The 24,973-nt window shown below is 59.8% G+C and carries 24 protein-coding genes; all 24 read left to right on the top strand.

What is annotated here, in order from left to right; translation table 11 throughout:
- Positions 1-95 precede the first annotated feature (95 nt).
- The 24 genes from alr to H7687_RS19905 all read left to right on the top strand — a co-directional run bounded on the left by alr (position 96) and on the right by H7687_RS19905 (position 24,970).
- On the top strand, positions 96-1,235 hold the full coding sequence (alr, locus tag H7687_RS20020) for an alanine racemase (RefSeq protein ID WP_183350731.1): 1,140 nt from the start codon (positions 96-98) through the stop codon (positions 1,233-1,235).
- A gap of 187 nt (positions 1,236-1,422) precedes the next feature.
- Positions 1,423-2,454, top strand: a complete 1,032-nt coding sequence (gene selD, locus H7687_RS20015) for a selenide, water dikinase SelD (RefSeq protein ID WP_183350729.1) — start codon at positions 1,423-1,425, stop codon at positions 2,452-2,454.
- Positions 2,441-3,703, top strand: coding sequence for an ASKHA domain-containing protein (locus H7687_RS20010; RefSeq protein WP_183350728.1), 1,263 nt, complete (start codon positions 2,441-2,443; stop codon positions 3,701-3,703). Before selD ends, H7687_RS20010 begins: the two co-directional genes overlap by 14 nt.
- A gap of 247 nt (positions 3,704-3,950) precedes the next feature.
- Positions 3,951-5,513, top strand: a complete 1,563-nt coding sequence (gene purH / locus H7687_RS20005) for a bifunctional phosphoribosylaminoimidazolecarboxamide formyltransferase/IMP cyclohydrolase (RefSeq protein WP_183350726.1) — start codon at positions 3,951-3,953, stop codon at positions 5,511-5,513.
- 175 nt (positions 5,514-5,688) lie between these two features.
- On the top strand, positions 5,689-6,960 hold the full coding sequence (gene purD, locus H7687_RS20000) for a phosphoribosylamine--glycine ligase (protein WP_183350724.1): 1,272 nt from the start codon (positions 5,689-5,691) through the stop codon (positions 6,958-6,960).
- Between the two features lie 179 nt (positions 6,961-7,139).
- Entirely contained in the window at positions 7,140-7,646 is a 507-nt protein-coding gene (gene purE, locus H7687_RS19995) for a 5-(carboxyamino)imidazole ribonucleotide mutase (protein ID WP_183350722.1), read from the top strand.
- 92 nt (positions 7,647-7,738) lie between these two features.
- Positions 7,739-8,008 (top strand): cytochrome c3 family protein, encoded by a 270-nt coding sequence (locus tag H7687_RS19990; RefSeq protein WP_183350720.1) that lies wholly within the window; start codon positions 7,739-7,741, stop codon positions 8,006-8,008.
- A gap of 169 nt (positions 8,009-8,177) precedes the next feature.
- Complete coding sequence (resB, locus tag H7687_RS19985) at positions 8,178-9,539, top strand: cytochrome c biogenesis protein ResB (RefSeq protein ID WP_183350718.1); 1,362 nt, start codon at positions 8,178-8,180, stop codon at positions 9,537-9,539.
- Between the two features lie 68 nt (positions 9,540-9,607).
- Positions 9,608-10,456, top strand: coding sequence for a c-type cytochrome biogenesis protein CcsB (gene ccsB / locus H7687_RS19980; RefSeq protein ID WP_183350716.1), 849 nt, complete (start codon positions 9,608-9,610; stop codon positions 10,454-10,456).
- 51 nt (positions 10,457-10,507) lie between these two features.
- A complete protein-coding gene (locus H7687_RS19975; protein ID WP_246405026.1) occupies positions 10,508-11,482 on the top strand; it encodes a cytochrome c3 family protein in 975 nt (324 codons plus the stop codon).
- 63 nt (positions 11,483-11,545) lie between these two features.
- Entirely contained in the window at positions 11,546-12,583 is a 1,038-nt protein-coding gene (locus tag H7687_RS19970; RefSeq protein ID WP_183350713.1) for a glycosyltransferase family 2 protein, read from the top strand.
- A 159-nt stretch (positions 12,584-12,742) separates the two neighbouring features.
- Positions 12,743-13,687: a glycosyltransferase family 2 protein gene (locus H7687_RS19965; RefSeq protein ID WP_183350711.1), complete on the top strand. Its 945-nt coding sequence runs from the start codon at positions 12,743-12,745 to the stop codon at positions 13,685-13,687.
- A complete protein-coding gene (locus tag H7687_RS19960) occupies positions 13,680-14,858 on the top strand; it encodes a glycosyltransferase family 4 protein (RefSeq protein WP_183350709.1) in 1,179 nt (392 codons plus the stop codon). Before H7687_RS19965 ends, H7687_RS19960 begins: the two co-directional genes overlap by 8 nt.
- Positions 14,859-14,972: 114 nt before the next feature.
- Positions 14,973-15,341 (top strand): GxxExxY protein, encoded by a 369-nt coding sequence (locus H7687_RS19955; protein ID WP_183350707.1) that lies wholly within the window; start codon positions 14,973-14,975, stop codon positions 15,339-15,341.
- 135 nt (positions 15,342-15,476) lie between these two features.
- On the top strand, positions 15,477-16,082 hold the full coding sequence (locus tag H7687_RS19950; protein ID WP_183350705.1) for a winged helix-turn-helix transcriptional regulator: 606 nt from the start codon (positions 15,477-15,479) through the stop codon (positions 16,080-16,082).
- 1 nt (position 16,083) lies between these two features.
- Positions 16,084-17,205 (top strand): UDP-2,4-diacetamido-2,4,6-trideoxy-beta-L-altropyranose hydrolase, encoded by a 1,122-nt coding sequence (pseG, locus tag H7687_RS19945; protein ID WP_183350703.1) that lies wholly within the window; start codon positions 16,084-16,086, stop codon positions 17,203-17,205.
- Between the two features lie 63 nt (positions 17,206-17,268).
- Complete coding sequence (locus H7687_RS19940; RefSeq protein ID WP_183350701.1) at positions 17,269-18,270, top strand: NAD-dependent 4,6-dehydratase LegB; 1,002 nt, start codon at positions 17,269-17,271, stop codon at positions 18,268-18,270.
- An 8-nt stretch (positions 18,271-18,278) separates the two neighbouring features.
- Positions 18,279-19,451, top strand: coding sequence for a LegC family aminotransferase (locus tag H7687_RS19935; RefSeq protein WP_246405025.1), 1,173 nt, complete (start codon positions 18,279-18,281; stop codon positions 19,449-19,451).
- On the top strand, positions 19,438-20,595 hold the full coding sequence (gene neuC / locus H7687_RS19930) for a UDP-N-acetylglucosamine 2-epimerase (RefSeq protein ID WP_183350697.1): 1,158 nt from the start codon (positions 19,438-19,440) through the stop codon (positions 20,593-20,595). Before H7687_RS19935 ends, neuC begins: the two co-directional genes overlap by 14 nt.
- Positions 20,596-20,606: 11 nt before the next feature.
- Positions 20,607-21,683, top strand: a complete 1,077-nt coding sequence (neuB, locus tag H7687_RS19925; RefSeq protein WP_183350695.1) for an N-acetylneuraminate synthase — start codon at positions 20,607-20,609, stop codon at positions 21,681-21,683.
- The gene (locus H7687_RS19920) at positions 21,680-22,318 is read left to right on the top strand and encodes an acetyltransferase (RefSeq protein ID WP_183350693.1); all 639 of its coding nucleotides are present in this window, start codon (positions 21,680-21,682) and stop codon (positions 22,316-22,318) included. Before neuB ends, H7687_RS19920 begins: the two co-directional genes overlap by 4 nt.
- Positions 22,315-23,364, top strand: coding sequence for a nucleotidyltransferase family protein (locus H7687_RS19915; RefSeq protein ID WP_183350691.1), 1,050 nt, complete (start codon positions 22,315-22,317; stop codon positions 23,362-23,364). The genes H7687_RS19920 and H7687_RS19915 overlap by 4 nt, the downstream gene beginning before the upstream one ends.
- On the top strand, positions 23,361-24,272 hold the full coding sequence (locus tag H7687_RS19910) for a Gfo/Idh/MocA family protein (RefSeq protein ID WP_183350689.1): 912 nt from the start codon (positions 23,361-23,363) through the stop codon (positions 24,270-24,272). Before H7687_RS19915 ends, H7687_RS19910 begins: the two co-directional genes overlap by 4 nt.
- On the top strand, positions 24,263-24,970 hold the full coding sequence (locus tag H7687_RS19905; RefSeq protein ID WP_198424651.1) for an acylneuraminate cytidylyltransferase family protein: 708 nt from the start codon (positions 24,263-24,265) through the stop codon (positions 24,968-24,970). Before H7687_RS19910 ends, H7687_RS19905 begins: the two co-directional genes overlap by 10 nt.
- Positions 24,971-24,973: the final 3 nt, after the last annotated feature.

Raw genomic sequence — 24,973 nt, 5'->3', positions numbered from 1 at the left:
GCCTTTACACTCATGACCTAAAGTGGTAGAAAATTCTCTGGCCGGGAATGTCCCGGCCTGATTTCATTCAGATATACCGAAACGGGATTTTCGCGATGGACAGTCGTCCTACGGTGGTTGAGATAGATCTCGCCGCACTCAGGCACAACTTCGGGCTGGTAAAGAAGAAAGTGCCGCAGGGGTGCGGCATCCTGGCCGTGGTCAAAGCCGATGCCTACGGCCACGGTTTCCAGTACGTCTCCGAGGAACTGGAAAAGCTCGGAGTGGACGCCTTCGCGGTGGCCTTCCTCGCCGAGGGGGTGCAACTGCGTATGAGCGGCATCTACCGGCCGGTGCTGATCCTGGGCGGCATCTATCCCGGCGAGGAGAGGCGCTGCATCGGCCTCAACATCTCGACCGCGCTCTACTCGCTGGAGCAGGCCGCGGCGCTGGACCGGGCGGCCCTTGAGATCAAGTGCTACCGCAAGGCCAAGATCCACCTGAAGGTCGATACCGGCATGGGGCGCCTCGGCGTCACCTGGGACAAGGTGCCCGAGTTCCTCGAGCAGCTGAAGCAGTTCAAGAACCTCGAAATGGAAGGGATCTTCTCCCACTTTGCCAGCGCCGACGAACTCGACCCGGACGGCCTTGCCTTCACCAGGCTGCAGGCTGAGCGCTTCAACGCCGCCGTCACCGAGGCCCGCCGCCAGGGATTCGACCCGGCTTACGTTCATGTCGCCAACAGCGCCGCCATCCTCGCCGCCGACCTTCCCTTCTGCAACCTGGTGCGGCCGGGGATCATCCTCTACGGTGCCGCCCCGTCCCGGGATTTCGTGGACGAGCAGGCGTCGCTGCCCGTCATGAAGCTGAAGAGCCGGGTGGCGATGCTCAAGTGGGTGGAACCGGGCACCAGCATCAGCTACGGCAGGCGTTACGTAGCCGACAAGCGTGCCCTCATCGCCAGCGTTCCCGTGGGGTATGCCGACGGTTATTGTCGCAGTCTCACCAACAAGGGTGAGGCACTGATCCGGGGCCAGCGGGCTCGCGTTGCCGGCACCGTCTGCATGGACTGGATCATGCTGGACGTGACCGACATCGAGGGTGTTGCCGTGGGTGACGAGGTGACCCTGTTGGGACCCGACCCCATGGGCGACCGTATCAGTGCCGAGGAGTTGGCCGAGAAAGCCGGCACCATCCCCTACGAGATCATGTGCGGCATCGCCACCCGCCGCGTGCGCAGGGTGTACATCGGATAAAACACGAGAAGAAAAACCTAAAACCTTTCACAGGGAGAAAATCTGAGAACATCTGAGAAAACCTAAAGAGCTTTTGGTTTAACCCCAAAGTCTTTTGATTTCCTCAGGAAGTGCAGTTCTCAGATTTCCTCAGATTTTCTCCCTGTGAAAGGTTTCCGGTTTGATTTCAGGTTTTTCAGGGGTTTTTATGACTGACAAGGTACGGCTTACAACGATGGTGCAGGCGGCGGGTTGAGCTGCCAAACTGGGCCCGGCGGGCCTGGAAGATGCCATCCGCGACATAACCCGCTCGGACGACCCCAACCTCATCGTCGGTGTCGAGGGCGCCGAGGATGCGGGGATCTACCGCATAGGGGAGAGCCTTGCCCTGGTGGAGACCACGGACATCATCACGCCGCTGGTGGACGATCCCTTCACCTTCGGCCGCATCGCCGCGGCCAACGCGCTCTCCGACGTCTACGCCATGGGGGGCAAACCGGTGACGGCGATGAACCTCGCCTTCTTCCCGGCCTGCTCGCTCCCCACCGCGGTGCTGGCCGCCATCCTCGCCGGCGGCTCCGACGCGCTCAAGGAGGCCGGTGCCTGCCTGGTCGGAGGGCACACCGTCGAGGACGACGAGCTCAAGTTCGGCTTGGCGGTTACCGGCCTCATCGATCCCTCCCGCATCGTGAGAAACTGCACCGCCCGCCCCGGCGATGTCCTCATCCTCACCAAGCCGCTCGGGACCGGCATCGTCTCCACCGCCATCAAGGCCGAGATGATCGATGACGCCCTGGCACAGGAAGCGATCGGCTGGATGACCACGCTCAACGCCAAGGCGTGTGAACTGATGGTGGCCTGCAACGCTACCGCCGCCACCGACGTGACCGGCTTCGGTTTCATCGGCCACGCCTGCGAGATGGCGCTGGGCGCCAAGGTGACCTTCCGCATCGAACTCTCGCGCGTACCGGTCATGTCCGGCGTACCGGCCCTCATCGACGACGGCATGGTCCCCGCCGGCTGCTATCGAAACCGCCAGCATTACCAATCCCACGTAACCGGCTCCGGCGGCGATGCGCTACTGCCGCTCTTCGATCCGCAGACCTCCGGGGGGCTCCTCATTTCATTTGCCCCCGACGACGCCCGTGAATTCCTTGCCCGCGCAGAACAGTCCGGCCTCTTCGCCGTGGCGATCGGTGCGGTCGAGCCCGCCGGGGAGAGCACTATTGTCTTCGTCTAAGGGGCTCGCCGCCGCTTTCGACCTTGGCACCACCACCATAGCTGCGTCGCTTGTCGATCCGGCCACAGGAACGCGGCTCGCCGTCACCGGCGCCATGAATCCCCAGCGCCGCTGGGGAACCGACGTCCTCGCCCGCCTCACCGCCGGGGGAGATCCTGAAACACTGCGGGAAATGCAGGCGGCCCTGGCCGCCGAGATGGAGCGCATGACCGGCGTGCTGTTGGACCAGGCCGGGGCGTCGCCCGCGGATCTCACGCAGGTGGCCATCGCCGGCAACCCTTCCATGGAAACCATCGCCCTGGCCCTGCCGGTCGACTCGCTGGCCCATCCTCCGTTTCGCCCCCTTTTCTCCACCGGAAAATCCGTAACCACCCTCGACCTCGGCTGGAGCCGCGACTATCCCTGCTACCTGCTGCCGCTTCCGGGCGGCTTCGTCGGGGGCGACCTGCTTGCCTTTCTCTTCGGCCTGCCTGAGGCGCCCGCGGCCGCGACCCTCTTCCTCGATGTCGGCACCAACGCCGAGATCGCCCTTTTCGACGGCGAGCGTTACCTCGCCACTTCGGCCGCCGCCGGCCCCGCCTTCGAAGGAGGCAACTTGAAGTGCGGCATGGCCGCGCTCCCCGGCGCCGTGAGTGGCGTCGAAATAAAAGGGGACAGGCTACTTTTATCCACCATCGCCGGCGCTCCCCCTCGCGGCATTTGCGGTACGGGCGTCCTGGACACGGTGGCCGCCCTTTTGGAGCAGGGCGTCATCGACCCGACCGGCAGGCTCCTCCCGGCCGCCGAGATCGAGTCGAACCTGGGCAACCGGGTGCAGGAGGTGAACGGCATGCCCGCCTTCATTCTGCACCGGGACGCAAAAAGCCTGGTCTATCTCGACCAGGAGGACATCCGGGCGCTGCAACTCGCCAAGGGGGCGATGCGCGGCGGCATGGAGATCCTGCTGGGGAAGGCGAACCTGTCCATGGACGACGTTTCGCGGGTGGTGCTGACAGGTTCCTTTGGCGCCGTGCTCTCGCCGGATGTGCTAAAAAAGGTTGGAATTTTCAACGAAAAAATGGTAAGAATCACCGGATTTATCAAGGAAGGGGCGCTGGCCGGCGTGGAGCGTGTACTGCTTGCCACGGACGGCCGCGAACAGATGGAGGCCCTGGCGCAAATGGTCCGGGTCATCCCCCTTTCCGGCACTCCGCTCTTCGAAAAGCACTTCCTGGCAAATATAGATTTCCCGAAAAAAACAGAAGCCTGATGGGGACTGGCTCCGCCAGGTGCCTGTCCCCTTGACAGGTTGGAGGAAAGGCATAAGACGTTGAGGTTTTTCACCCTCGAATTTTTCTCTGTGTCCTCAGTGATCCTCTGTGTCCTTTGTGGATATGCTTTTTTGAAGTAAAGGGGGACAGGCACCTGGCGGAGCCAGTCCCCTTCCTGTGACCTCTGTGGTTATGCTTTAAATATCTAATCACCATCAAAGAGCAGCAACAAAAAGGAGTGGGCAAATGGCAAAGATTGGGCGCGCGCTGGTAAGCGTGTCGGAGAAGACTGGAGTGGTGGAATTTTCCCGGGCGTTGGCCGGCTACGGCGTGGAGATCCTCTCCACCGGCGGCACCGCGAAACTGCTGCGTGAGGCAGGCATCCCGGTGAAGGACGTCTCCGAGTTCACCGGTTTCCCCGAGATGCTGGACGGCAGGGTCAAGACGCTGCACCCGAAGGTGCACGGCGGCATCCTCGGCATGAGGGAAAACCCGGCGCACGTGGCCAAGATGCAGGAGCACGGCATCGAGCCGATCGACATGGTAGTGGTGAACCTCTACCCGTTCGAGGCGACCGTGGCCAAGGAAGACTGCACCATGGAAGACGCCATCGAGAACATCGACATCGGCGGCCCGACCATGCTCCGCTCCGCAGCCAAGAACAACCGCGACGTCACCGTCATCGTCGACTGCGCTGACTACCAGTTGGTGCTGGACGAGATGAAAGCAAGCGGCGGCAGCGTCTCCCGTGAGACCAATTTCCGCCTCGCGGTCAAGGTGTACCAGCACACCGCCGCCTACGACGGCGCCATCTCCAACTGGCTGGGCGCCCGCACTGGCGAAGGCGTCGCCAAGTATCCGGACACCCTGACCCTGCAGTACCAGCTGGCCCAGGGGATGCGTTACGGCGAGAACCCGCACCAGTCCGGCGCCTTCTACGTCGAGAAGGGGGGCAAGGAGGCTTCCATCTCCACCGCGCGCCAGATCCAGGGCAAGGAACTCTCCTACAACAACATCGGTGACACCGACGCGGCGCTCGAGTGCGTGAAGCAGTTCGACCAGCCCGCCTGCGTCATCGTGAAGCACGCCAACCCCTGCGGCGTCGCCGTTGCCGGCAACATCATGGAAGCCTACGACCTCGCCTACAAGACCGATCCCGAGTCCGCCTTCGGCGGCATCATCGCCTTCAACCGCGAGCTCGACGAGACCACCGCGCGCGCCATCGTGGAGCGCCAGTTCGTCGAGGTGATCATCGCTCCCAAGGTCACCGAGGCCGCCAGCGAGATCGTCGCCGCCAAGAAGAACGTCCGTCTCATGGAGTGCGGGTTCTGGCCGGAGCAGCCCGCTGCCCGTTACGACTTCAAACGCGTCAACGGCGGCATGCTGGTGCAGGACGCCGACCTCGACCTGTTCGCCGAACTGAAGGTGGTGACCAAGCGCGCTCCGACCGACCAGGAGATGGAAGACCTCCTCTTCACCTGGCGCGTCGCCAAGTTCGTCAAGTCCAACGCCATCGTCTACGGCCGCAGCAACGCCACCGTCGGCGTGGGCGCCGGCCAGATGAGCCGCGTCAACTCCGCCCGCATCGCCGCCATCAAGGCCGAGCACGCCGGGATCCCGGTCCAGGGAGCCGTCATGGCCTCCGACGCCTTTTTCCCGTTCCGTGACGGTCTGGACAACGCCGCCAGCGTCGGCGTCACCGCCGTGATCCAGCCGGGCGGCTCCATGCGCGACGCCGAAGTCATCGCCGCCGCCGACGAGCACAACATCGCCATGGTCTTCACCGGGATGAGGCACTTCAGGCACTAAACACCAATGGATAATTGACAATGGACAATTGACAACGCTGCACTGTCTTTGTCCATTGTCATTTCTGTTGCCATCATTTTTACATCGCAACAGCGCACCCTCGACTGGTTGCCCAGTGCGGGGTACATCGTCAATTGTCAATTGTCCATTGTCAATTGCGGGGTAAGGAGTTTGTATGAAGGTTTTAGTAGTAGGCAGCGGCGGGCGCGAGCACGCGCTGGTCTGGAAGATCGCCCAGTCCCCGCTGGTCACCAAGGTGTTCTGCGCTCCGGGCAACCCGGGCACCGCCACGCTGGCTGAAAACGTGGATATCGCCGTGGACAACCTCCAGGGGTTGCTCGATTTCGCCCAGAAGGAAGGGGTGGAGCTGACCGTGGTCGGCCCGGAACTGCCGCTTTCCCTGGGGCTCGTCGACCTCTTCGAGGAGAACGGCCTGAAGGCCTTCGGCGCCCGCAAGAACGCCGCCATCATCGAGGCATCCAAGGCGTTCTCCAAGGACCTGATGCAGAAGTACAACGTCCCCACCGCGGCTTACGGCGTCTTCACCGAGGTGCCGGCCGCCATCGACTTCATCGACAAGACGGGGATTCCCATCGTGATCAAGGCCGACGGTCTGGCCGCGGGCAAAGGGGTGATCATCGCCCAGACCCGCGACGAGGCGGTGGAAGCCGTCACCGACATGCTTTCCGGCAACGCCTTCGGCGCCGCCGGTTCCCGCGTGGTCATCGAGGAGTTCCTCAAAGGTGAGGAGGCCTCCTTCCTCGCCTTCACCGACGGCGAGCGCATCATCCCGCTTGCGTCCGCCCAGGACCACAAGGCCGTCTACGACGGCGACAAGGGCCCCAACACCGGCGGCATGGGCGCTTACTCCCCGGCTCCGGTAGTCACCCCCCCCATCCACGAGAAGGCCATGGCCGAAGTCATGCGCCGTACGGTTGACGGCATGAAAGCGGAAGGGCGGCGGTACCAGGGGGTTCTCTACGCCGGCCTCATGATCGACGGCGACTCCGTGAAGACCCTCGAGTTCAACGCCCGCTTCGGCGACCCGGAATGCCAGCCGCTTTTGATGCGCATGAAGTCCGACATCGTCCCCATCCTGATGGCCGTCGCCTCCGGCAGCCTGGAAGGGGTCGAGATCGAGTGGCACGACAAGGCTGCGGTCTGCGTGGTGCTGGCGGCGGAAGGGTATCCTGCCGACTACAGGAAGGGGGACGTGATCGAGGGGCTCGCAGAGGCCGGTAAAGTTGAGGACCTGGTCGTATTCCACGCCGGCACCAAGGCCAGTGGCGACGCCATCGTCACCAACGGCGGCCGCGTGCTCGGCGTCACCGCTCTCGGCGCCACCGTCAAGGAAGCCATCGATCGCGCCTACAGCGGTGTCAGGCTCATCACCTGGCCCGGCATGCACCACAGAAAAGACATCGGCGCCAAGGCCATGAACCGTTAAACCCAAAAAACCAAACCCTTAACAAGGAGGAAATCTGAGGACATCTGAGGAAAAGCAAAAGCGGAGAGAACCTTAAGATTTTATGTTCTAAAACAAAAGCAGTGCTTTTCTCCGCTTTGTCTCAGATTTTCTCAGATTTTCTCCTTGTGAAAGGTTTTCTCAGCTTTTAAGGAGATTTTATGTCTGATCCGACCGTTTTGATTCTGATGGGAAGCGACTCCGACCTGACCACCATGGAGGAGACGGCCAGGGTTCTTACCGAATTCGGCGTCCCCTACGAGATGCACGTTTCCTCGGCACACCGCTCCCCCGCCAAGACCTCGAAGCTCACCCGCGAGGCCGAAGGGCGCGGCATCCAGGTCATCATCGCCGCCGCCGGCATGGCGGCCCACCTGGCCGGCGTCGTCGCCGCGGAAACCCCGCTGCCGGTCATCGCCGTCCCCATGCCGGGCGGGGCACTCAACGGCGTCGACGCACTCTACGCCATGGTGCAGATGCCGGGCGGCATGCCGGTAGCCACCATGGCCATCGGCAAGGCAGGCGCCAAGAACGCCGGACTGCTCGCGGTGCAGATGCTCTCCCTGTCCTGCCCCGAACTGCGCACCAAGTTCGTCGCCTATAAGACGCGCATGGCTGAAGAGGTGGAAGAAAAGGACCAGGCGTTGCAGGCAGCACTCCAGAAGTGACGCCCGTTTGCAGTTGATTTTACTTGACAATGAGCCCCGGTTTGTATACCTTCGGCCCGTTTTCAGATCCAAAAATTATGGAGGGAACACTCATGAAAAAAGTTTTCGCTGCAGTAGCTCTGACCCTCGCCTTTGCCGTTACCGCAATGGCCGCTGATTCCGTCGTTTACCCGGCTAAGAACGGCAACGTCACCTTCAACCACAAGGCTCACTCCTCCAAGAACGAGTGCAAAGTCTGCCACGGCGACGCTGCTCCGGCCAAGATCGCTATCAACAAGGATGCCGCTCACGGCAAAGCCTGCAAAGAGTGCCACGCTGCCAAGGGCGGCCCGACCAAGTGTGGCGACTGCCACAAGAAGTAATCTGCCCTTACGGGAATCAAATTGCAGTGTTAGGGGTAACAGGTTCGCCTGTTACCCCTTTTTTTTGTTACCTTGTGTATTCGTAATTTTTGTTTTGCGCTTATTGACAATTTGTCTATAATGGCAAACCTGCTACGACAGCTGTACATAACCTTACCGGGAGACGGCCTTGACTACGACGAACAAACGAGGATTTGCACAAGAGGTTTGGGATTTTTTCTGTTCCTTGAAACTTTCCATTTTCCTGCTGATCGGCCTGGCGCTGGTATCGATCATCGGCACCGTCATCCAGCAGGGGCCGCAGCGTGAATACCTGGCGACTCTCTCGGAGACCAAGATTCGCCTCTACAGCGCCCTGGGCTTCTTCGACATGTACCACTCCTGGTGGTTCATCCTCCTGCTCTACCTGCTTACCCTGAACCTGATCTGCTGCTCCATCAAGAGGCTGCCGCGCGTCTGGAAGGTGGTTTCCGAGCCGGTGCTGGTCATGGACGACAGCTTCGAGAAGTCGCTGGCCAACGTCAAGGACCTCAAGCTCAAGGGGTCCAAGGAAGAGCTCAAGGAGCGCATGGCTTCCTTCCTCAGGAGCGAGTTCGCCGCACCGGTGATCACCGAGAGCAACGGCGAGTACCACCTCTTCGCCCAGAAGAGCCCCTGGTGCCGTCTCGGCGTCTACGTGGTGCACCTCTCCATCATCGTCATCTTCATCGGGGCCCTGATCGGCTCCTTCTTCGGTTACAAGGCGTACACCAACATCCCGGAAGGGGGCGGCGTTTCCCAGGTGCAGACCCAGAGCGGCAAGATGATCCCGCTCGGCTTCGAGGTCCGCTGCGAGAAATTCTCCGTTGCCTATTACGACACCGGCGCGCCGAAGGAATTCAAGAGCATCCTGACCGTGCTGGAGAACGGGCAGCCCGTGCCGGGCTTCCAGAGCCGCCCGATCATCGTCAACGACCCGCTTACCTACAAGGGGATCACCTTCTACCAGTCCAGCTTCGGGCAGGCCGACGAGGGGTCGCTCTACCACATCACCGTGCGTGACCGCAAGGGCGGCGCACCGGTCAAGCTGAACGCCCGTCAGGGCGAGCGCGTGGCGCTTCCCGGCGGCGCCTTCCTCTCCGTCATGGAAGCGACCATGGACGTGCGTCCCTTCATGAGGGGCTTCGACGGCCCGGGCGCCCAGGTCGAGTTCACCCCGGCCGGCGGCAACCCGCAGCCGTTCGTGATCCTCTCCGACAAGTACGAGTCCTTCAACGCGCAGCACGGCGGCGACCTGCTGATCACCTTCGACGGTATGGACCAGAAGTTCTACACCGGTCTGCAGGTGGCGCACGATCCGGGTGTCTGGGTGGTGTGGTTCGGCTGCTTCCTGATGGTCGTTGGTATCTGCATGGCGTTCTTCATGTCCCACAAGCGGGTGTGGGCGCGCGTTACCGATTCCGGGGTCACCCTGGGCGGTTCCGCCAGCAAGAACCCGGCAGGCTTTGAGATCTGTTTTGACGACCTGGTCGAGAAAATCGGCAAGGCTTAACAGGATAAAAACCATAACGGGGCTTGCCCCATGCCGCTCTAACTGAACGTCCGGAGGGTAATATCGATATGTCCAGTTCTATGCTTTTCAACGCAACCATGGTCATCTACATGGTTTCCACCTGCATATTCTTTGCATTCCTCGCCTCGCGCAGCAAGGCCGTGGGGCTTGCCGGTACCTATGCCGCTCTTGTCGGTTTCCTGATTCAGACAGCCGCCATCGGGCTGCGCTGGAAGGAATCCTACGACATGGGGCACGGCCACGCGCCGCTGTCCAACCTGTTCGAGTCGGTGGTCTTCTTCGCCTGGACCATCGTCATGATCTTCCTCATCATCGACTTCAAGTACAAGTACCGCGCCATCGGCTTCTTCGTCATGCCCTTCGCGCTGTTCGGCATGGCATGGGCGCAGTTGAGCCTGGACAGCAACATCGAGCCGCTGGTCCCCGCGCTGCAGAGTAACTGGCTCACCTACCACGTCGTCACCTGCTTCCTGGGCTATGCCGCCTTCGCGGTCGCCTGCGGCATCTCGATCATGTACCTGATCCGCGAGTCCATGGAAAAAGGGGGGGGCAACGTCCAGGCGGGCGGGCTGCTCTCCATGTTCCCGTCCATCAGGATCCTGGACGACCTGAACTACAAGGCGATCATGATCGGCTTCCCGCTGCTCTCCCTCGGCATCATCACCGGCGCCGCCTGGGCCAACTATGCCTGGGGCACCTACTGGAGCTGGGACCCGAAGGAGACCTGGTCGCTGATCGTGTGGTTCGTCTACGCGGCCTTCCTCCACGCCCGCATCACCCGCGGCTGGGTCGGGCGCCGTGCGGCCATCCTTTCCGTGATCGGCTTCGCCGCCACCATCTTCTGCTACCTGGGGGTCAACCTCTTCCTTTCCGGCCTGCACAGCTACGGGAAGTAGTCCCCTGAAAAGGTAATCTGATCGATGCGACACTCCCTCGTGGTCTTTCCTTTGGCAGTAGCTTTGTATCTGCTCTGCGTCGGCGTCACCCTTACTCCGGGTGACGCCCTCGCCGAGCCGTTCAAGTGCAGCATCTGTCACAAGGATCTGATCCGTGGGAGTGTGCCGCATAAGCCGGTCGCATCCGGGCGCTGCCTGGACTGCCACCAGCAGTTCAACGACAATCACCCCATGGGCAAGGACAGCATGGGGTTCAAGGTCCAAAAGGACAAACTCTGCGCCACCTGCCACGGCCACCTGGTCCAGAAGCCGGTGCTGCACAAGCCGGTGGGGCTTGGGCAGTGCACCAACTGCCACATGGCGCATAGCGCCGAGGTGAAGTCGCTTCTGAAGGACCCTTCCCCCGCGCTCTGTTTCCGCTGCCATCCCCAAGACCACTTTACCGGTGCCTTCACGCACAAACCCGTTGCCGACGGCGACTGCCTCGCCTGCCACGATGCGCACCAGTCCGAAAGCAAGTCCCTGCTCAGAAAGCCCGGTTCCGAACTCTGCTTCATGTGCCATGACCGCAAGATCGCCATGGGCAAGTCGGTGCACCAGCCGGTGCGCAACGGCGACTGCGTCAACTGCCACCAGATCCACGGCGGTCCCTATCGGAAGCTCCTCAAGGACGATTACCCGACCGTCCTGTACAAGCCTTTCAGCTACGACGCGTTCCCGATCTGTTTCCGCTGCCACGACCCCAAGCTCGCCGCGGCGGAGAAGACGGACCGGTTCACCAAGTTCAGAAACGGCGATCGCAACCTGCACGCGGTTCACGTTAACAAGACCAAGGCCCGCTCCTGCAGGATCTGTCACAATCCCCATGCGGAAGTGCAGGAGCGCCTGATCTATCCCAAGACGGAAGGTTTTGGAACCTGGGAGATCCCGATACGTTTCGATGCCACCGCTACCGGCGGCGGCTGTTCCGTGGGCTGCCACAGGACCTTGCGCTACGACAGGGTGAAAGCCATTGAACAGCAGTAGCCAACCTCCGACGCCTCCCCACCCAGGCCTCGCCGCCCTTTCTGTCCACGTACAGGTTCCCTGATGCAGCCGAAATTTTCCGTCATAATCCCGGTCAAGCCGGGGGGCGAGGTGCGTGCGCTCGCGGGGCTCTCGAGGGTGACCTATCCCGCCGACCTCTTCGAGGTGCTGGTGGCCTACGGCTGCCAGCCGAGCGTGCAAAGGAACACTGCGGCACGTGAGGCCAAGGGTGAGATCCTCTATTTCCTGGATGACGATTCCGCCGTGGCGCCCGACTTCCTCGACCGTGCCGCAGCGCACTACCGGGAGCAGAACGTCGCCGCCGTGGGCGGTCCGTCGCTTACCCCCGCTACCGATTCCCCCCTGCAGCGCGCCATCGGGATCGCGTTTTCCTCCGCGGTAGGCGGCGGCGGGGTGCGCAATCGCTACCGGAAGTTCGGCGCGGCGCGCTACAGCAGCGACAGCGAATTGATCCTGTGCAACCTGAGTTTTCGGCGCGAGATCTTTCTGGCGCACGAGGGGTTGGACGAGCGGCTCTATCCCAACGAGGAAAACGAGCTGATGGACCGGCTGCAGCAGGAAGGGCACCTGTTGGTGCACGATCCCGAGTTGGCGGTCCAGCGCAGCCAGCGCCGCACCTACCGCGCCTATGTCCGGCAGATGTACGGCTACGGACGCGGCCGCGGCGAGCAAACCCTGATTGCCGGAAAGCTGAAACCCATCACGCTGGCGCCGTCGCTGTTCCTGGTGTACGCGTTGCTGGTGCCGTTGCTGATACCGTTGCTCGGCGTCTCGGCCTTGCCGCTGTTGGTGTACCTGGCAATCGTGGTGCTGGCGTCGATGCAGGGGAGTCTGGCCGGTAAGGATGCTGCGCTCTTCCCCCGGTTGTTGCTGGTGTACCCGACGCTGCACCTGGTCTACGGAGCCGGTGTAATCCGCGGCCTGATCAGCCCCCGCTACCGCGGCGGCAAACAGACCCACTGGGACGTCGAGGTGCGACGGGTCAAACCTTTGGGTGAAGCCGTTCAACGTTCAACGTTCAACGTTAACGGCAATCCTCCGATTTCGGATGGGCACCCCGGCGGCGCGGCCCCTAAGTAACGGGTTGATGATCTAGCCGTTGCCGAGCAATTGAAGCGAAGACGGTTGACCGTGTCGAACGTTGAACATTGAACGTTGAACGGCTGTTATTGCGAAGACATGTAATGTGTTTAAACGTTGAACGTTGAACGTTGAACGTTTTTTTAAGGGGAGATGAAAGTGGACCTGAGCATAGTAGTTCCCATTTACAACGAGGAAGAGAACATCCCGATCCTGCACGAGCGGATCAGCGATGCGCTGATAGACACCGGGCTGGAGTACGAGCTGATCCTGGTTGATGACGGTTCCTCCGACAACTCCTACCCGGCGTTGAAGCGTCTCTCCTCGAAGGATGACCGGGTCAAGGTCATCCGCCTGCGCCGCAACTTCGGCCAGACCGCCGCCATGGCCGCCGGCTTTGATTCCGCCAGCGGTCGCGTGGTGATCCCCATGGACGGCGACCTGCAGAACGACCCGCTCGACATCCCGCTGCTTTTGAAGCGCATCGACGAGGGGTACGACGTCGTGTCCGGGTGGCGCAAGGACCGCAAGGACACCTTCGTGAACCGCAAGCTCCCCTCCATCCTGGCCAACTCCATCATCTCCAAGATGACCGGCGTACACCTGCACGACTACGGCTGCACCTTGAAAGCCTACCGGCGCGAGGTGCTCGACGACGTCAACCTGTACGGCGAGATGCACCGCTTCGTCCCGGCGCTCGCCCACCAGGTCGGCGCCCGGGTCACCGAGATGCCGGTCCGTCACCACGAAAGGCTGCACGGCAAGAGCAAGTACGGCATCTCCCGCACCATGAAGGTGATCCTCGACCTGATGACCGTTAAGTTCCTGCTGAGCTACTCGACCAAGCCGATCCAGCTCTTCGGCCGCTGGGGTATCTACACCCTGTGTGCGGGTTTCCTGAGCGGCGCCGTCACCGTGTACATGAAGTTCTTCGAGAACACCAGCATGAACCGCAACCCGTTGTTGATCCTGACCGCGTTCCTGCTCTTCATGGGGGTCCAGTTCATCGTGCTGGGACTTCTGGCGGAACTGAGCGCCCGCACCTACTATGAGGCGCAGGGGAAACCGATCTACAACATCAAGGAAAAGATCAACTTTGTCTGACACTGCGCTGCGCGTACTGGTGCTGGCGCCGACACCGTTCTTCGCGGATCGCGGCTGCCACGTCCGGATTTTGGAGGAGGCGAAGGCGGCCATTGCCTGCGGGGCGGATGTCCGCCTGGTCACCTACCACATCGGGCGCGACGTTCCCGGTGTGCGTACCGAAAGGATCGCCGGCTTCTCCTGGTACAAAAAGCTGGAGGCCGGCCCTTCCTGGGTGAAGCCTTTCCTCGACGTGCAGCTCCTCCTCAAGGCCTTCCAGGTCGCGCGCGAGTTCAAACCGCACGTCATTCACGCACATCTCCACGAAGGCGCCTTCTTCGGTGCCTTCCTCAAGATGCTGATCCGCGTTCCCATGCTGTTCGACTGCCAAGGAAGTCTCACCGCCGAGATCACCGACCACGGCTTCGTCAAGCCCGGCTCCCTGTTGCAGCGCTTCTTCGCCACCCTGGAGCGCTGGATCAACCGCAGTTCCGACTTCATCGTCACCAGCGCCACTCCTACCGTTGATTTGCTGTTGAAAGACGGCGTGCCGAAGGACCGGGTGCGCGCCCTCATCGACGGCGTCGACACCGACGTTTTCGCTCCCCAGCCCAAAGCAGAGATCCGGGCGCGTTTGGGACTTCCCGAGAAGCGCCCCGTCGTCGCCTACCTCGGTCTGATGAACAGCTATCAGGGGGTGGATCTTTTGCTCGAAGCCGCCGCCTATCTGAAAGGGCAGGGGGCGAAGATCCACTATTTAATAATGGGATTCCCAGACACGGCCTATCGTGAGAAGGCCGAGGCGATGGGGATTGCCGACATCATCACCTTCACTGGCAGGATCCCGTACGACGAGGCACCGTTGTATCTGAGTGCCGGCGATCTTGCCGTCTCCCCCAAAGTTTCCCTCACCGAAGCCAACGGCAAGCTCTTCAACTACATTGCCTGCGGTCTCCCCACCGTCGTATTCGACACCCCCGTCAACCGCGAGATCCTAGGAGACGCCGCGCTGTACGCGAAGTTCGGCGATGCCGCAGATCTGGCCGGAGCCATCGGCCGGCTGGCCGGCGACCGCGAATTGCGCGAGGAGCTTGGCGCTGAAGGCCGCGAGCGAGCGGTCCAACTGCACTCCTGGCAAGCCCGGGGGCAAGACCTCACCCGCATTTACCGCCACCTCATCAAACCCCGTTAAACCACAAACCTCTCACAGGGAGAAAATCTGAGAAAATCTGAGAAAATCTGAGGAAAGCTGAGAAAAGCTGTCTTCTGTGCTAGTCTTGTAGACTTTCGACGGGAGGTCTGCCTGATGATTTTAAGTGCCTTAACGGAACGGATCATCGCCTGCGCGGTAGAGGTGCATAGGGAATTGGGGCCTGGGCTGCTGGAGAGCGTCTACGAGGGTGCACTAACGGTGGAACTGTTCAATCGGGGGCTCCACTTCCATCGGCAAAAACAACTCCCAGTGCAATACAAAGGCGAACACGTAGGTGACTATAGGGTTGACCTGCTTGTGGAAGATACAGTGGTGGTGGAGCTGAAAAGTGTGGAGCATCACGACCCTGTATTTGAAGCTCAGCTCTTAACCTACATGAAGCTAGGCGGATATCACGTAGGTCTGTTAATCAACTTCAACACCTTGCTATTGACGAAGGGCATCCGGCGTCTTCAGCTCTAGCTTTTGTTTCTCCCAAGAAAAAAATTTAGGTTTTCACCGTTTCTGTCTTTTCTCAGATGTCCTCAGATTTTCTCCTTGTTAATGGTTTGCTGTTTGTAGTTGAAAATTATGTGAGTTTATACTACTGTTCACTTCATGAACGGTGACGACGAAAAGGTTTTAGATACTTATCGCTCTTTTCTCCTCCTCTCGGAGATCTCCGGGGACCAGCAACTCTCGCAACGGGAGCTGGCGAAACGCCTCGGCATCGCCTTGGGTCTGGTCAACTCCTACCTGAAGAACCTGGTAGCCAAGGGCTTCGTCCGGGTCAATAACTTCCCCAAGAACCGCTACGCCTACCTCCTCACGCCCAAAGGCTTCGCCGAAAAAAGCCGCCTTGCCTATCAGCACCTGAGCTACTTTTCCGGCCTCTACACCGTCGCGCGCCAGGATTACCTCAAGCTGTTCAAGTCCATGTCGGCGCACGGCGTCAAGCAGGTTGCCTTCTGCGGTATCGACGAAGTCGCCGAGATCGCCTATCTCTCCTTGAAAGAAGCAGGAATGGAACTGACGGTGGCGATGGACGCCGAGGCGGCCGGGCGGAAGTTCTTCGATAAGTCGGTGGTGACTCCGGCCATCGGTCTCTTGTCCGGCAACCACAACATCGTGATCACTTCCATGAAGCGCGGCGATGCTCTGCGCGATGAACTGCTGCGCATGGGCGTGGACCCCGAGCGTATCCACCAGGCGGGGCGGAGCTGATATGTCCGGCGCATTAAGCAAAAGCTTGAAGGTTATCTTCAGGGCTGATGCCTCAGTGGACATCGGTGCCGGTCACGTCATGCGCTGCCTCACCCTGGCAGCCGCATTGCGCGAGCGCGGGTGTGCGGTCTCTTTCATAAGCCGTGATCTCCCCGGGAACATCTCCGCCAATGTCGAGGCCGCCGGTTATCCCGTGTTCCGCATTCCAGTGGAGAAGAATCCTACTCCAGATGTTCCCTTTGCCCTCGATGTACCGGCGGACATTGCCCGGACGGCCGAGATCCTGCGGCATGAGCAGGATGTCGACTGGCTGGTCATTGACCATTACGGCGTTGACGTCACCTGGGAGACACCCTTGCGCGCGCTGGTCGGTAAAATGATGGTGATCGATGATGTCGCCAATCGCCGCCATGACTGTGATCTCCTCCTCGACCAGAACCTCTACGAGAACATGGAATCACGCTACGACGACCTCGTGCCGGAGCATTGCACCAAGTTTCTCGGTCCACGCTACGCCTTGTTACGTGACGAATTTGTACAGGCGCGCCGCTCTTTGCGGGAGAGAGATGGTTCCGTGAAGCGCATCCTGATCACCTTTGGCGGCGGCGATGCCAGCAACGAGACCGCGAAGGCCCTGGAGGCATGGCGTATGGTAGGCCGCGATGATATTGCGGTCGACGTCGTTGTCGGTGGGGGCAATCCGCACCGCGAGCAGTTGCAGCAGTTATGCGCAGACCTCCCCAACGTCTCGTTCCACTGCAACGTGAACAACATGGCCCAGATGATGGCCGAAGCCGATCTTGCCATCGGCGCCGGCGGCAGCACCACCTGGGAGAGATGCTTTCTCGGTCTTCCCTCCATCACCCTCATCGTCGCCGACAACCAGGCCGCGACCACCACTGCAGTGGGTGTGCAGGGCGCGACACTCAACGTGGGATGGTATGAGGACATCGACGCGGCAACTTTGGCGGGAATGATAAGACGGGTGCTGAGTGATCCGAAGGCATTGCAGGAGATGACGGCACGCGGCTTCGCCCTTATGGGTGATGCAGCCTCAACGGGGACTGCCCTGATAACAGATAGGCTCCTCGAGATCTCAAGCACTAACGCAAAGGTATGGTGAGAGTAGAAGAGTGGGTTATTCTGCTTATGCACTGAGCAAGAAAACGCAGCAAAGGAGATTGCGGTGACGAAAAAAATCTTAGTGACTGGAGCTGACGGCTTTATCGGCTCTCACCTGACAGAAGAACTGGTGCGCAGGGGATATGATGTAAGGGCTTTCGTTCTCTACAACTCCTTCAATTCGTGGGGGTGGCTGGAACAGGCTCCTGCAGATGTGAAGAAAAACCTTGATGTATTTTCCGGCGATGTGCGGGATCCGCACGGTGTCAAACAGGCCATGAAAGGATGTGATGCGGTGCTGCATCTGGCTGCTTTGATAGCCATTCCTTATTCTTACCATTCCCCCGACACTTACGTTGATACCAACATCAAGGGGACACTCAACATTTTGCAGGCTGGACGCGAGCTCGGTGTACAGAAGATCGTCCAGACTTCCACGAGTGAAGTGTACGGGACGGCTCGTTTTGTACCCATCACAGAAGAACACCCGCTACAGGGACAGTCTCCCTATTCTGCTTCCAAGATTGGCTCAGACCAGATGGCACTTGCCTTCCAGTCTTCGTTCGATATGCCGGTGGCTGTAGTTCGCCCGTTCAACACCTATGGGCCCCGTCAATCTGCCCGGGCCATTATCCCCACCATTATTACTCAAATTGCATCGGGAAAACGTCGCATAAAGCTCGGAGCTCTGCACCCCACCCGCGATTTCAACTACGTTTCCGATACTGTGAACGGCTTCATCGCCGAATTGGAATCGGACCGCGGCATTGGAGAAGTGATTAACATCGGTAGTAATTACGAGATCTCCATTGGAGAGACGGTTCAAATGATCGCGGACGTCATGGGCGTCGATATCGAAATTGAAACAGAGCAGGCCCGACTGCGCCCGGACAATAGTGAAGTGGAAAGGCTCTGGGCCTCGAACGCAAAGGCTAAAGAGCTGTTGGGTTGGCAGCCCGAGTTTGCCGGCAAAGAGGGGCTGAAGCGGGGACTCGCCGAGACGGTGGCTTGGTTTCTGAATCCCGAGAATCTCAAAGGGTATAAGAGCGACATCTACAACATATGAGTGGTGCAATGGAGATAGACAAAGTCGTCAGTGCGATTCGCTCGGTGCTTCCGGCGCGTGATTTCATAGGCTTGCACGAGCCTTGTTTCGCCGGGAATGAGTGGGGCTATGTCAAGGAGTGCCTGGATACCGGGTGGGTCTCTTCGGTCGGTAAGTTCGTTGACCGGTTCGAGGAGCAATTGGCCGAGTACACGGGTGCCCGAAGAGCCGTTGCGGTCGTGAACGGTACTGCCGCTCTTCACGTATGTCTCTTGCTTGTCGGCGTCGAGCAGGGAGACGAGGTGCTGATGCCTGCTCTCACGTTTATTGCAACTGCAAATGCGGTGAGCTATTGCGGCGCTGTGCCTCACTTTGTCGACAGTGAGGAGGCCACCCTGGGGCTTGATCCGGTTCGTCTACGCACCTACCTGGAAAATGCAACGGAAATCCGGGCTGGGCAGTGTTTCAACAAGAGCACCGGGCGTCGCATCAAAGCAGTGGTGCCGATGCATGCCTTCGGGCACCCTGTCGATCTTGACCCACTGCTGGAGGTCTGTCACCGGTTCCACCTGGAACTTGTCGAGGATGCCGCAGAGTCGCTCGGCTCGTTTTACAAAGGGCGCCACACTGGCAACTGGGGGCGCGTCTCTGCAGTCAGTTTCAACGGCAACAAGCTGATAACCACTGGTGGCGGGGGCGCCATTCTCACCAATGATGAAGAACTCGGGCGGCTGGCAAAACACCTCACCACAACGGCCAAAGTACCCCACCGCTGGAATTTTTGCCATGACATGATCGGGTTCAATTACCGTATGCCCAACCTCAATGCTGCTCTTGGTTGTGCCCAACTCGAGCAGTTAGAGGGATTCCTTGAGAGAAAGCGGTCACTGGCACAGCGCTACAAAGAGGCCTTGGCCGATCTCGAAGGGGTGTCTTTCTTCGAGGAGCAGGCCTTTGCTCGCAGCAACTATTGGTTGAACGTCCTGCTTCTGGATGAGAAAAATGCCGCCGAAAGAGATGCCCTTTTGGCCCGTACCAACGACGTTGGTGTCATGACCCGCCCGGCTTGGATGCTGATGCACAAACTCGCCATGTTTGAGCAGTGTCCACGTATGGACCTTCAGGTTGCGGAGAGCCTGGAGCGAAGGATCATCAACATTCCGAGCAGCGCGTTTCTAGGAGACGGCGATGGCAAAGCGTAGCGTATGCGTGGTCACCGGCAGTCGCGCGGAATACGGGCTTCTGTCGGGGGTGATGAGAGCGATACAGCAGGATCCAGATTTCCAACTGCAAGTGGTCGCGACAGGGATGCACCTCTCTCCGGAGTTCGGGCTTACGTGGCGTGCCATAGAGGGTGATGGGTTCGCGATCGATGCCAAGGTCGAGATGCTGCTTTCCAGCGATTCCCCTGTCGGCATCGCCAAGTCCATCGGCCTTGGCACCATGGGGTGCGCCGACGCCTTCGACCGTCTGAAGCCGGATATTCTTCTATTGCTTGGAGACCGCTTCGAAATTTTGGCGGCGGCACAAGCCGCGCTCGTTGCACGGATCCCGATTGCCCACATAGCAGGTGGTGATACGACGGAAGGTGCGTTTGACGAGGCGATCCGGCACAGCATTACTAAGATGGCCCATTTGCATTTGGTCACAAATGAAGGGGCAGCCAAAAGGGTAAGGCAGCTTGGTGAAAATCCGGACCACATTCACGTGGTGGGTAGCCCAGGTATTGACCAGATAAGGTCCCTGAAGTTGCTCTCGCGTCAGGAACTGGCGCAGGATCTGGGTTTCGACTTCATGGCAAAGAACCTGCTGGTTACCTTTCATCCGGTGACGCTCGAGCACATCCCGGCGCAGCAGCAGTTTCAAGAGTTGCTGAATGCGTTGGACCAGCTGGGCAGCGGAACAGGCATTATTTTCACGAAGCCTAATGCTGATACCGACGGGCGGGACATCATCGCCATGACCGATGCCTACGTCGCGACGCGCCCCAACACCCGGGCCTACACCTCGCTGGGGCAAATCCGCTACTTGAGCACCATGGCTCAGGTGGATGCGGTAGTCGGGAATTCTTCCAGCGGCCTATACGAAGCCCCTTCCTTCGGAAAGCCTACGGTCAACATCGGCGACCGCCAGAAAGGACGGCTACAGGCCTCGTCGGTGGTCAACTGTGAGGCGGTCGCCGGCGAAATCCGGGATGCTATCGGTCAGGCATTGCAACGCGACTGCTCCGGGACGGTGAACCCCTATGGCGATGGTCACAGCGTGGAGCGCATCGTTTCTCTCCTGAAGCAGCTTCCTGACCCGAAGGCGCTGCTCAAAAAGCACTTCCATGAGGTGGCTCTGTGAACGGGACAGCTATGAACAAGGTTTATGTCATTGCAGAGGCGGGGGTGAATCACAACGGATCTTTGGACATGGCCAAGGAGCTTGTCGAGGTAGCCGCCAAGGCTGGTGCCGACGCGGTCAAATTCCAGACCTTCCGTGCGGACCGGTTGGTGAGCGGCACTGCCCCGAAAGCCGAGTACCAGAAAATCTCTTCCGGCGCCGACGAGTCGCAGTACGCCATGCTGAAGCGGCTTGAGTTGGGGGAAGAGGCGCATGCCGAGTTGATCCGCCACTGCCAGGTGCATGGCATCCAGTTCCTGTCTACCCCCTTTGATGCCGAGAGCGTAGAGCTTCTAGGGACAACGCTTGACCTGCCGACCATCAAGATCCCTTCCGGGGAGATAACTAATGCACCGTTGCTACTGAAGATCGCGCGTCTGGGCAAGCCGGTGATCATGTCCACCGGCATGTGCACGCTGGCCGATGTGGAAGCCGCACTTGGTGTGCTTGCCTTTGGCTTTACCTGCCCGCAGGCAGATCCCGGTGTCACCCGCTTTCAAGAGGCTTATGCGTCCGCCGAAGGACAGCAAGCGTTGCGTGAAAAGGTGACCTTGCTGCACTGCACGACTGAGTATCCCGCTCCTTTTGCAGAGGTGAACCTGCGTGCTATGGATACGCTGGCGTCGGCATTCGGTCTCGCGGTGGGATTCTCTGATCATACAGAAGGGATAGCCATTCCTGTTGCCGCCGTCGCCCGGGGAGCTGTCATTATCGAAAAGCATTTTACTCTCGATCGCGCCCTGCCCGGCCCCGATCACAAGGCGTCACTGGAACCCGGGGACCTGTGCCAGATGGTGCAGGCGATTCGCCAGGTTGAGGTCGCCCTTGGCTCGGGCAGGAAAGTCCCTGCACCATCTGAGGTCAAAAACGCCGCCGTCGCACGGAAGAGCATCGTAGCCGCGTCCGACATCCGGGCAGGCGAAATTTTTTCCAGCGATAACCTCTGCATCAAACGTCCGGGGGGCGGTGTCTCGCCGTTGCGGTACTGGGAGGTGGTGGGGCGACCTGCCGACAGGAACTATGCGAAGGACGAGGTGGTTGATCTATGAGTGATCCGGTACTGATCCTTGGGGCGGGAGGACACGCAAAGGTTCTCGTAGAGGCACTTCTGGCCGATGGCGCATTGATCGCAGGCATCCTGGATGCGGACCCGGCTCGACTGGGAGACAGCTTGCTCGGGGTGCCGGTCATCGGCGATGACAATACGGCTGAAGACTTCCCCATGGATGCCGTGCAGTTGGTGAACGGCATCGGTTCTGTCGGGCTGCCTGATGTGCGAAAGTCGATCTTCGACAGGTTCACAGCGCGCGGGTATCGTTTCGCCACAGTCGTTCATCCTTCCGCCGTGGTAGCCTCCGATGTAGAACTTGGCACAGGAGTCCAAATCATGGCAGGTGCAGTGCTCCAGCCGGGATGTCATATCGGGAGTAACGTCATCATCAACACGCGCGCCTCTGTGGATCACGACTGCACGGTGGGGGATCATAGCCATCTGGCTCCTGGCGTAACCCTTTCAGGCGGCGTCACGGTGGGATCCGGTTGCCACGTCGGGACGGGTGCAACTGTCATCCAGGGGGTCCGAATAGGTGACGGGAGCGTAGTTGGCGCTGGCGCAGTTGTTACCAAAGACGTTAAGGCGGGAGTGACAGTGGTTGGCGTTCCGGCCAAGGTGGTGGTGCGATGAAAGACTGGAGAAAAACCCTTATAGGTGCAGAGACGACGCTGCGAGAAACCATCCGTGTCATCGACAGTGGCGCTCTCAGGATTGCCCTCGTGGTCGATGCTGATCAAAGGCTGCTTGGCACCGTCAGTGATGGCGATATCCGACGCGGTATCTTACGGGGGTGCTCCCTCGAAGACAGCGTGCAGCAGGTCCTGAACAGGACACCGACTGTTGCCGCTCAGAACGAAGCGAAGGACCAGATCCTCGCGCTGATGAGACTGAAGCAGGTGTACCAGATACCTGTCATAGATGGTGCCGGCAGGGTGGTGGGGCTTGAAATAGTAGAGCGGATCCTGGAGACACCTCAGTACGACAACTGCGTGGTCCTGATGGCAGGAGGGTTGGGGTCACGCCTCAAGCCCCTCACCGATGACACTCCGAAGCCGCTGCTCAAGGTAGGCGGCAAGCCGATACTGGAGACGATCCTTGAGAACTTTATTCATTACGGCTTCACCAACTTCCGGATATCGGTCAATTACAAAGGGGAGCTGATAGAGGATTACTTCGGCGATGGGGCCCGCTGGGGCGCGCACATCGAGTACCTTCGCGAGGACAAGAAGCTCGGCACCGCCGGTGCATTGGGACTTCTGCCCGAGCGCCCCAGCCTTCCCGTGCTGGTCATGAACGGGGACGTGTTAACCAAGGTGAATTTCCAGCAGCTGCTGGAGTTCCACCGGGAGCACCGGGCCCTGGCCACCATGTGCGTGCGCGAGTACGACTTCCAGGTCCCTTACGGTGTTGTCACCGTCGACAATCACAGGATCCTGAACATCGAGGAGAAGCCGGTACAACGCTTCTTTGTCAACGCCGGCATCTATGTCCTGGAACCTGAGGCTCTGGACCTGATTCCTAAGGACACCTTTTTCGACATGCCCACGCTGTTTGAAAAAGTGGTCAGCCAGCAGAAGGAGACAGCGGTTTTCCCCATTCGCGAGTACTGGCTGGATATAGGGAGGATGGACGATTTTCAGCGGGCCGAGGGCGAGTTCGGCAAGGTGTTCGAATGAAGGCACTGGTAGTCGGGTATGGGTCGATAGGGAGCCGCCATGCGCGCATTCTGGCTGAACTCGGTTGCGAAGTGGCCCTGGTCACTTCGCGCCCTACTACCGATTATCCCAGGTTCAGCACAATACCGGAATCCATCTCAGGTTTCCAGCCGGATTACGTGGTCCTGGCCAGCGAGACAGCGAAGCATCATGCCGGGCTGTGCGAATTGGCAGAGGCCGGCTTCGCAGGGCGCGTGCTTGTGGAAAAGCCCCTCTTCCACGAACCGAGACAGATGCCGCAACACCGCTTTCAGAGCGTGTACGTTGCCTATAACCTCAGGTTCCATCCCCTGCTACAGAAGTTGCGCCATTTGCTGGAAGTTGAGACCGTTGTTTCTGTACAGGCCTACGTCGGTCAATACTTGCCTGGTTGGCGGCCGGGCCGGGATTACCGGGATGGGTACTCTGCCAACGGCGGCGCCGGTGGTGGCGTGCTGCGCGATTTAAGCCACGAACTCGATTACCTTAACTGGCTCTTGGGGGGGTGGCGGCAGTTGACCGCCCTTGGGGGACACTACAGCGCGTTGGAGATCAGCAGCGATGATGTGTTCGCCGTGATGCTGACTACCGTACGCTGCCCGGTGGTCACTGTGCAGTTGAATTACCTGGACCGGCTTACCCGGCGTGAGCTGGTGATCAACACGCAGCAGCACACCATTGGCATCAATTTCATAACCGGTGAGCTCGTGGTCGACGATGTGCGGCAGCACGTTACTGCTGAGAGGGATCATACCTACCGTGAGATGCACCGCGCTGTCGTTGAAGGGCAAGCTGATTTTCTCTGCACCCTTGAAGAAGGCATTGACGTGGTAGGAATGGTGGCCGCTGCCGAGCGGGCTGTGACTGAAAGGAGATGGGTATGGAAGTAAACAGGCTCTGTACGATCTGTGCGCGAGGCGGGTCGAAGGGCGTCAAGAACAAGAACATCCGGGAACTGCTCGGCAAGCCCCTCATCGCGTACAGCCTTCAGCAGGCCATCGAGTCCGGTCTGTTCCGCACCATTGCCGTCAGCAGCGATTCCGATGAGATCCTTGATATCGCCGGTAGGTGGGGTGCGCAGCATCTGATCAAGCGGCCCGATGAACTTGCCACGGACCAGGCGGCGAAGATCCCGGCCATCAGGCATTGCGTTCGGGAGGTGGAGCGAATCACTGGCGATACCTTCACCACGCTGGTTGATCTTGACGCGACTTCTCCCCTGCGTTTTGCGGAAGACATCATAGGGGCGGTAAACCTTCTGGAGACGCGAGGAGTATCGAACGTCATCACCGGAATGAACTCGCGGCGCTCGCCCTACTTCAACTTGGTCGAAGCCGATGCAAACGGGTTCGTGCGTCTCGCCAAGAAACTGGAGACTCCGGTGGTGCGCCGTCAGGATGGCCCGAAATGTTACGACATGAACGCCTCAGTCTACGTTTGGCGCCGTGACTGCATGTTTGAGAGCGACTCGGTCTTCAACGCCGACACGCTTCTTTACGAAATGCCCGAGGACCGCTCCATCGACATCGACTCCGAACTGGATTTTCAGTTTGTCGAGTTCCTTATGAAGACGCGGGGGAAGGAGTAGTTG

Origin of the sequence: Geomonas paludis, assembly GCF_014193585.1 — a bacterium.
Lineage (GTDB): Bacteria > Desulfobacterota > Desulfuromonadia > Geobacterales > Geobacteraceae > Geomonas > Geomonas paludis.
This window is presented reverse-complemented; position numbering and strand designations above follow the sequence as displayed.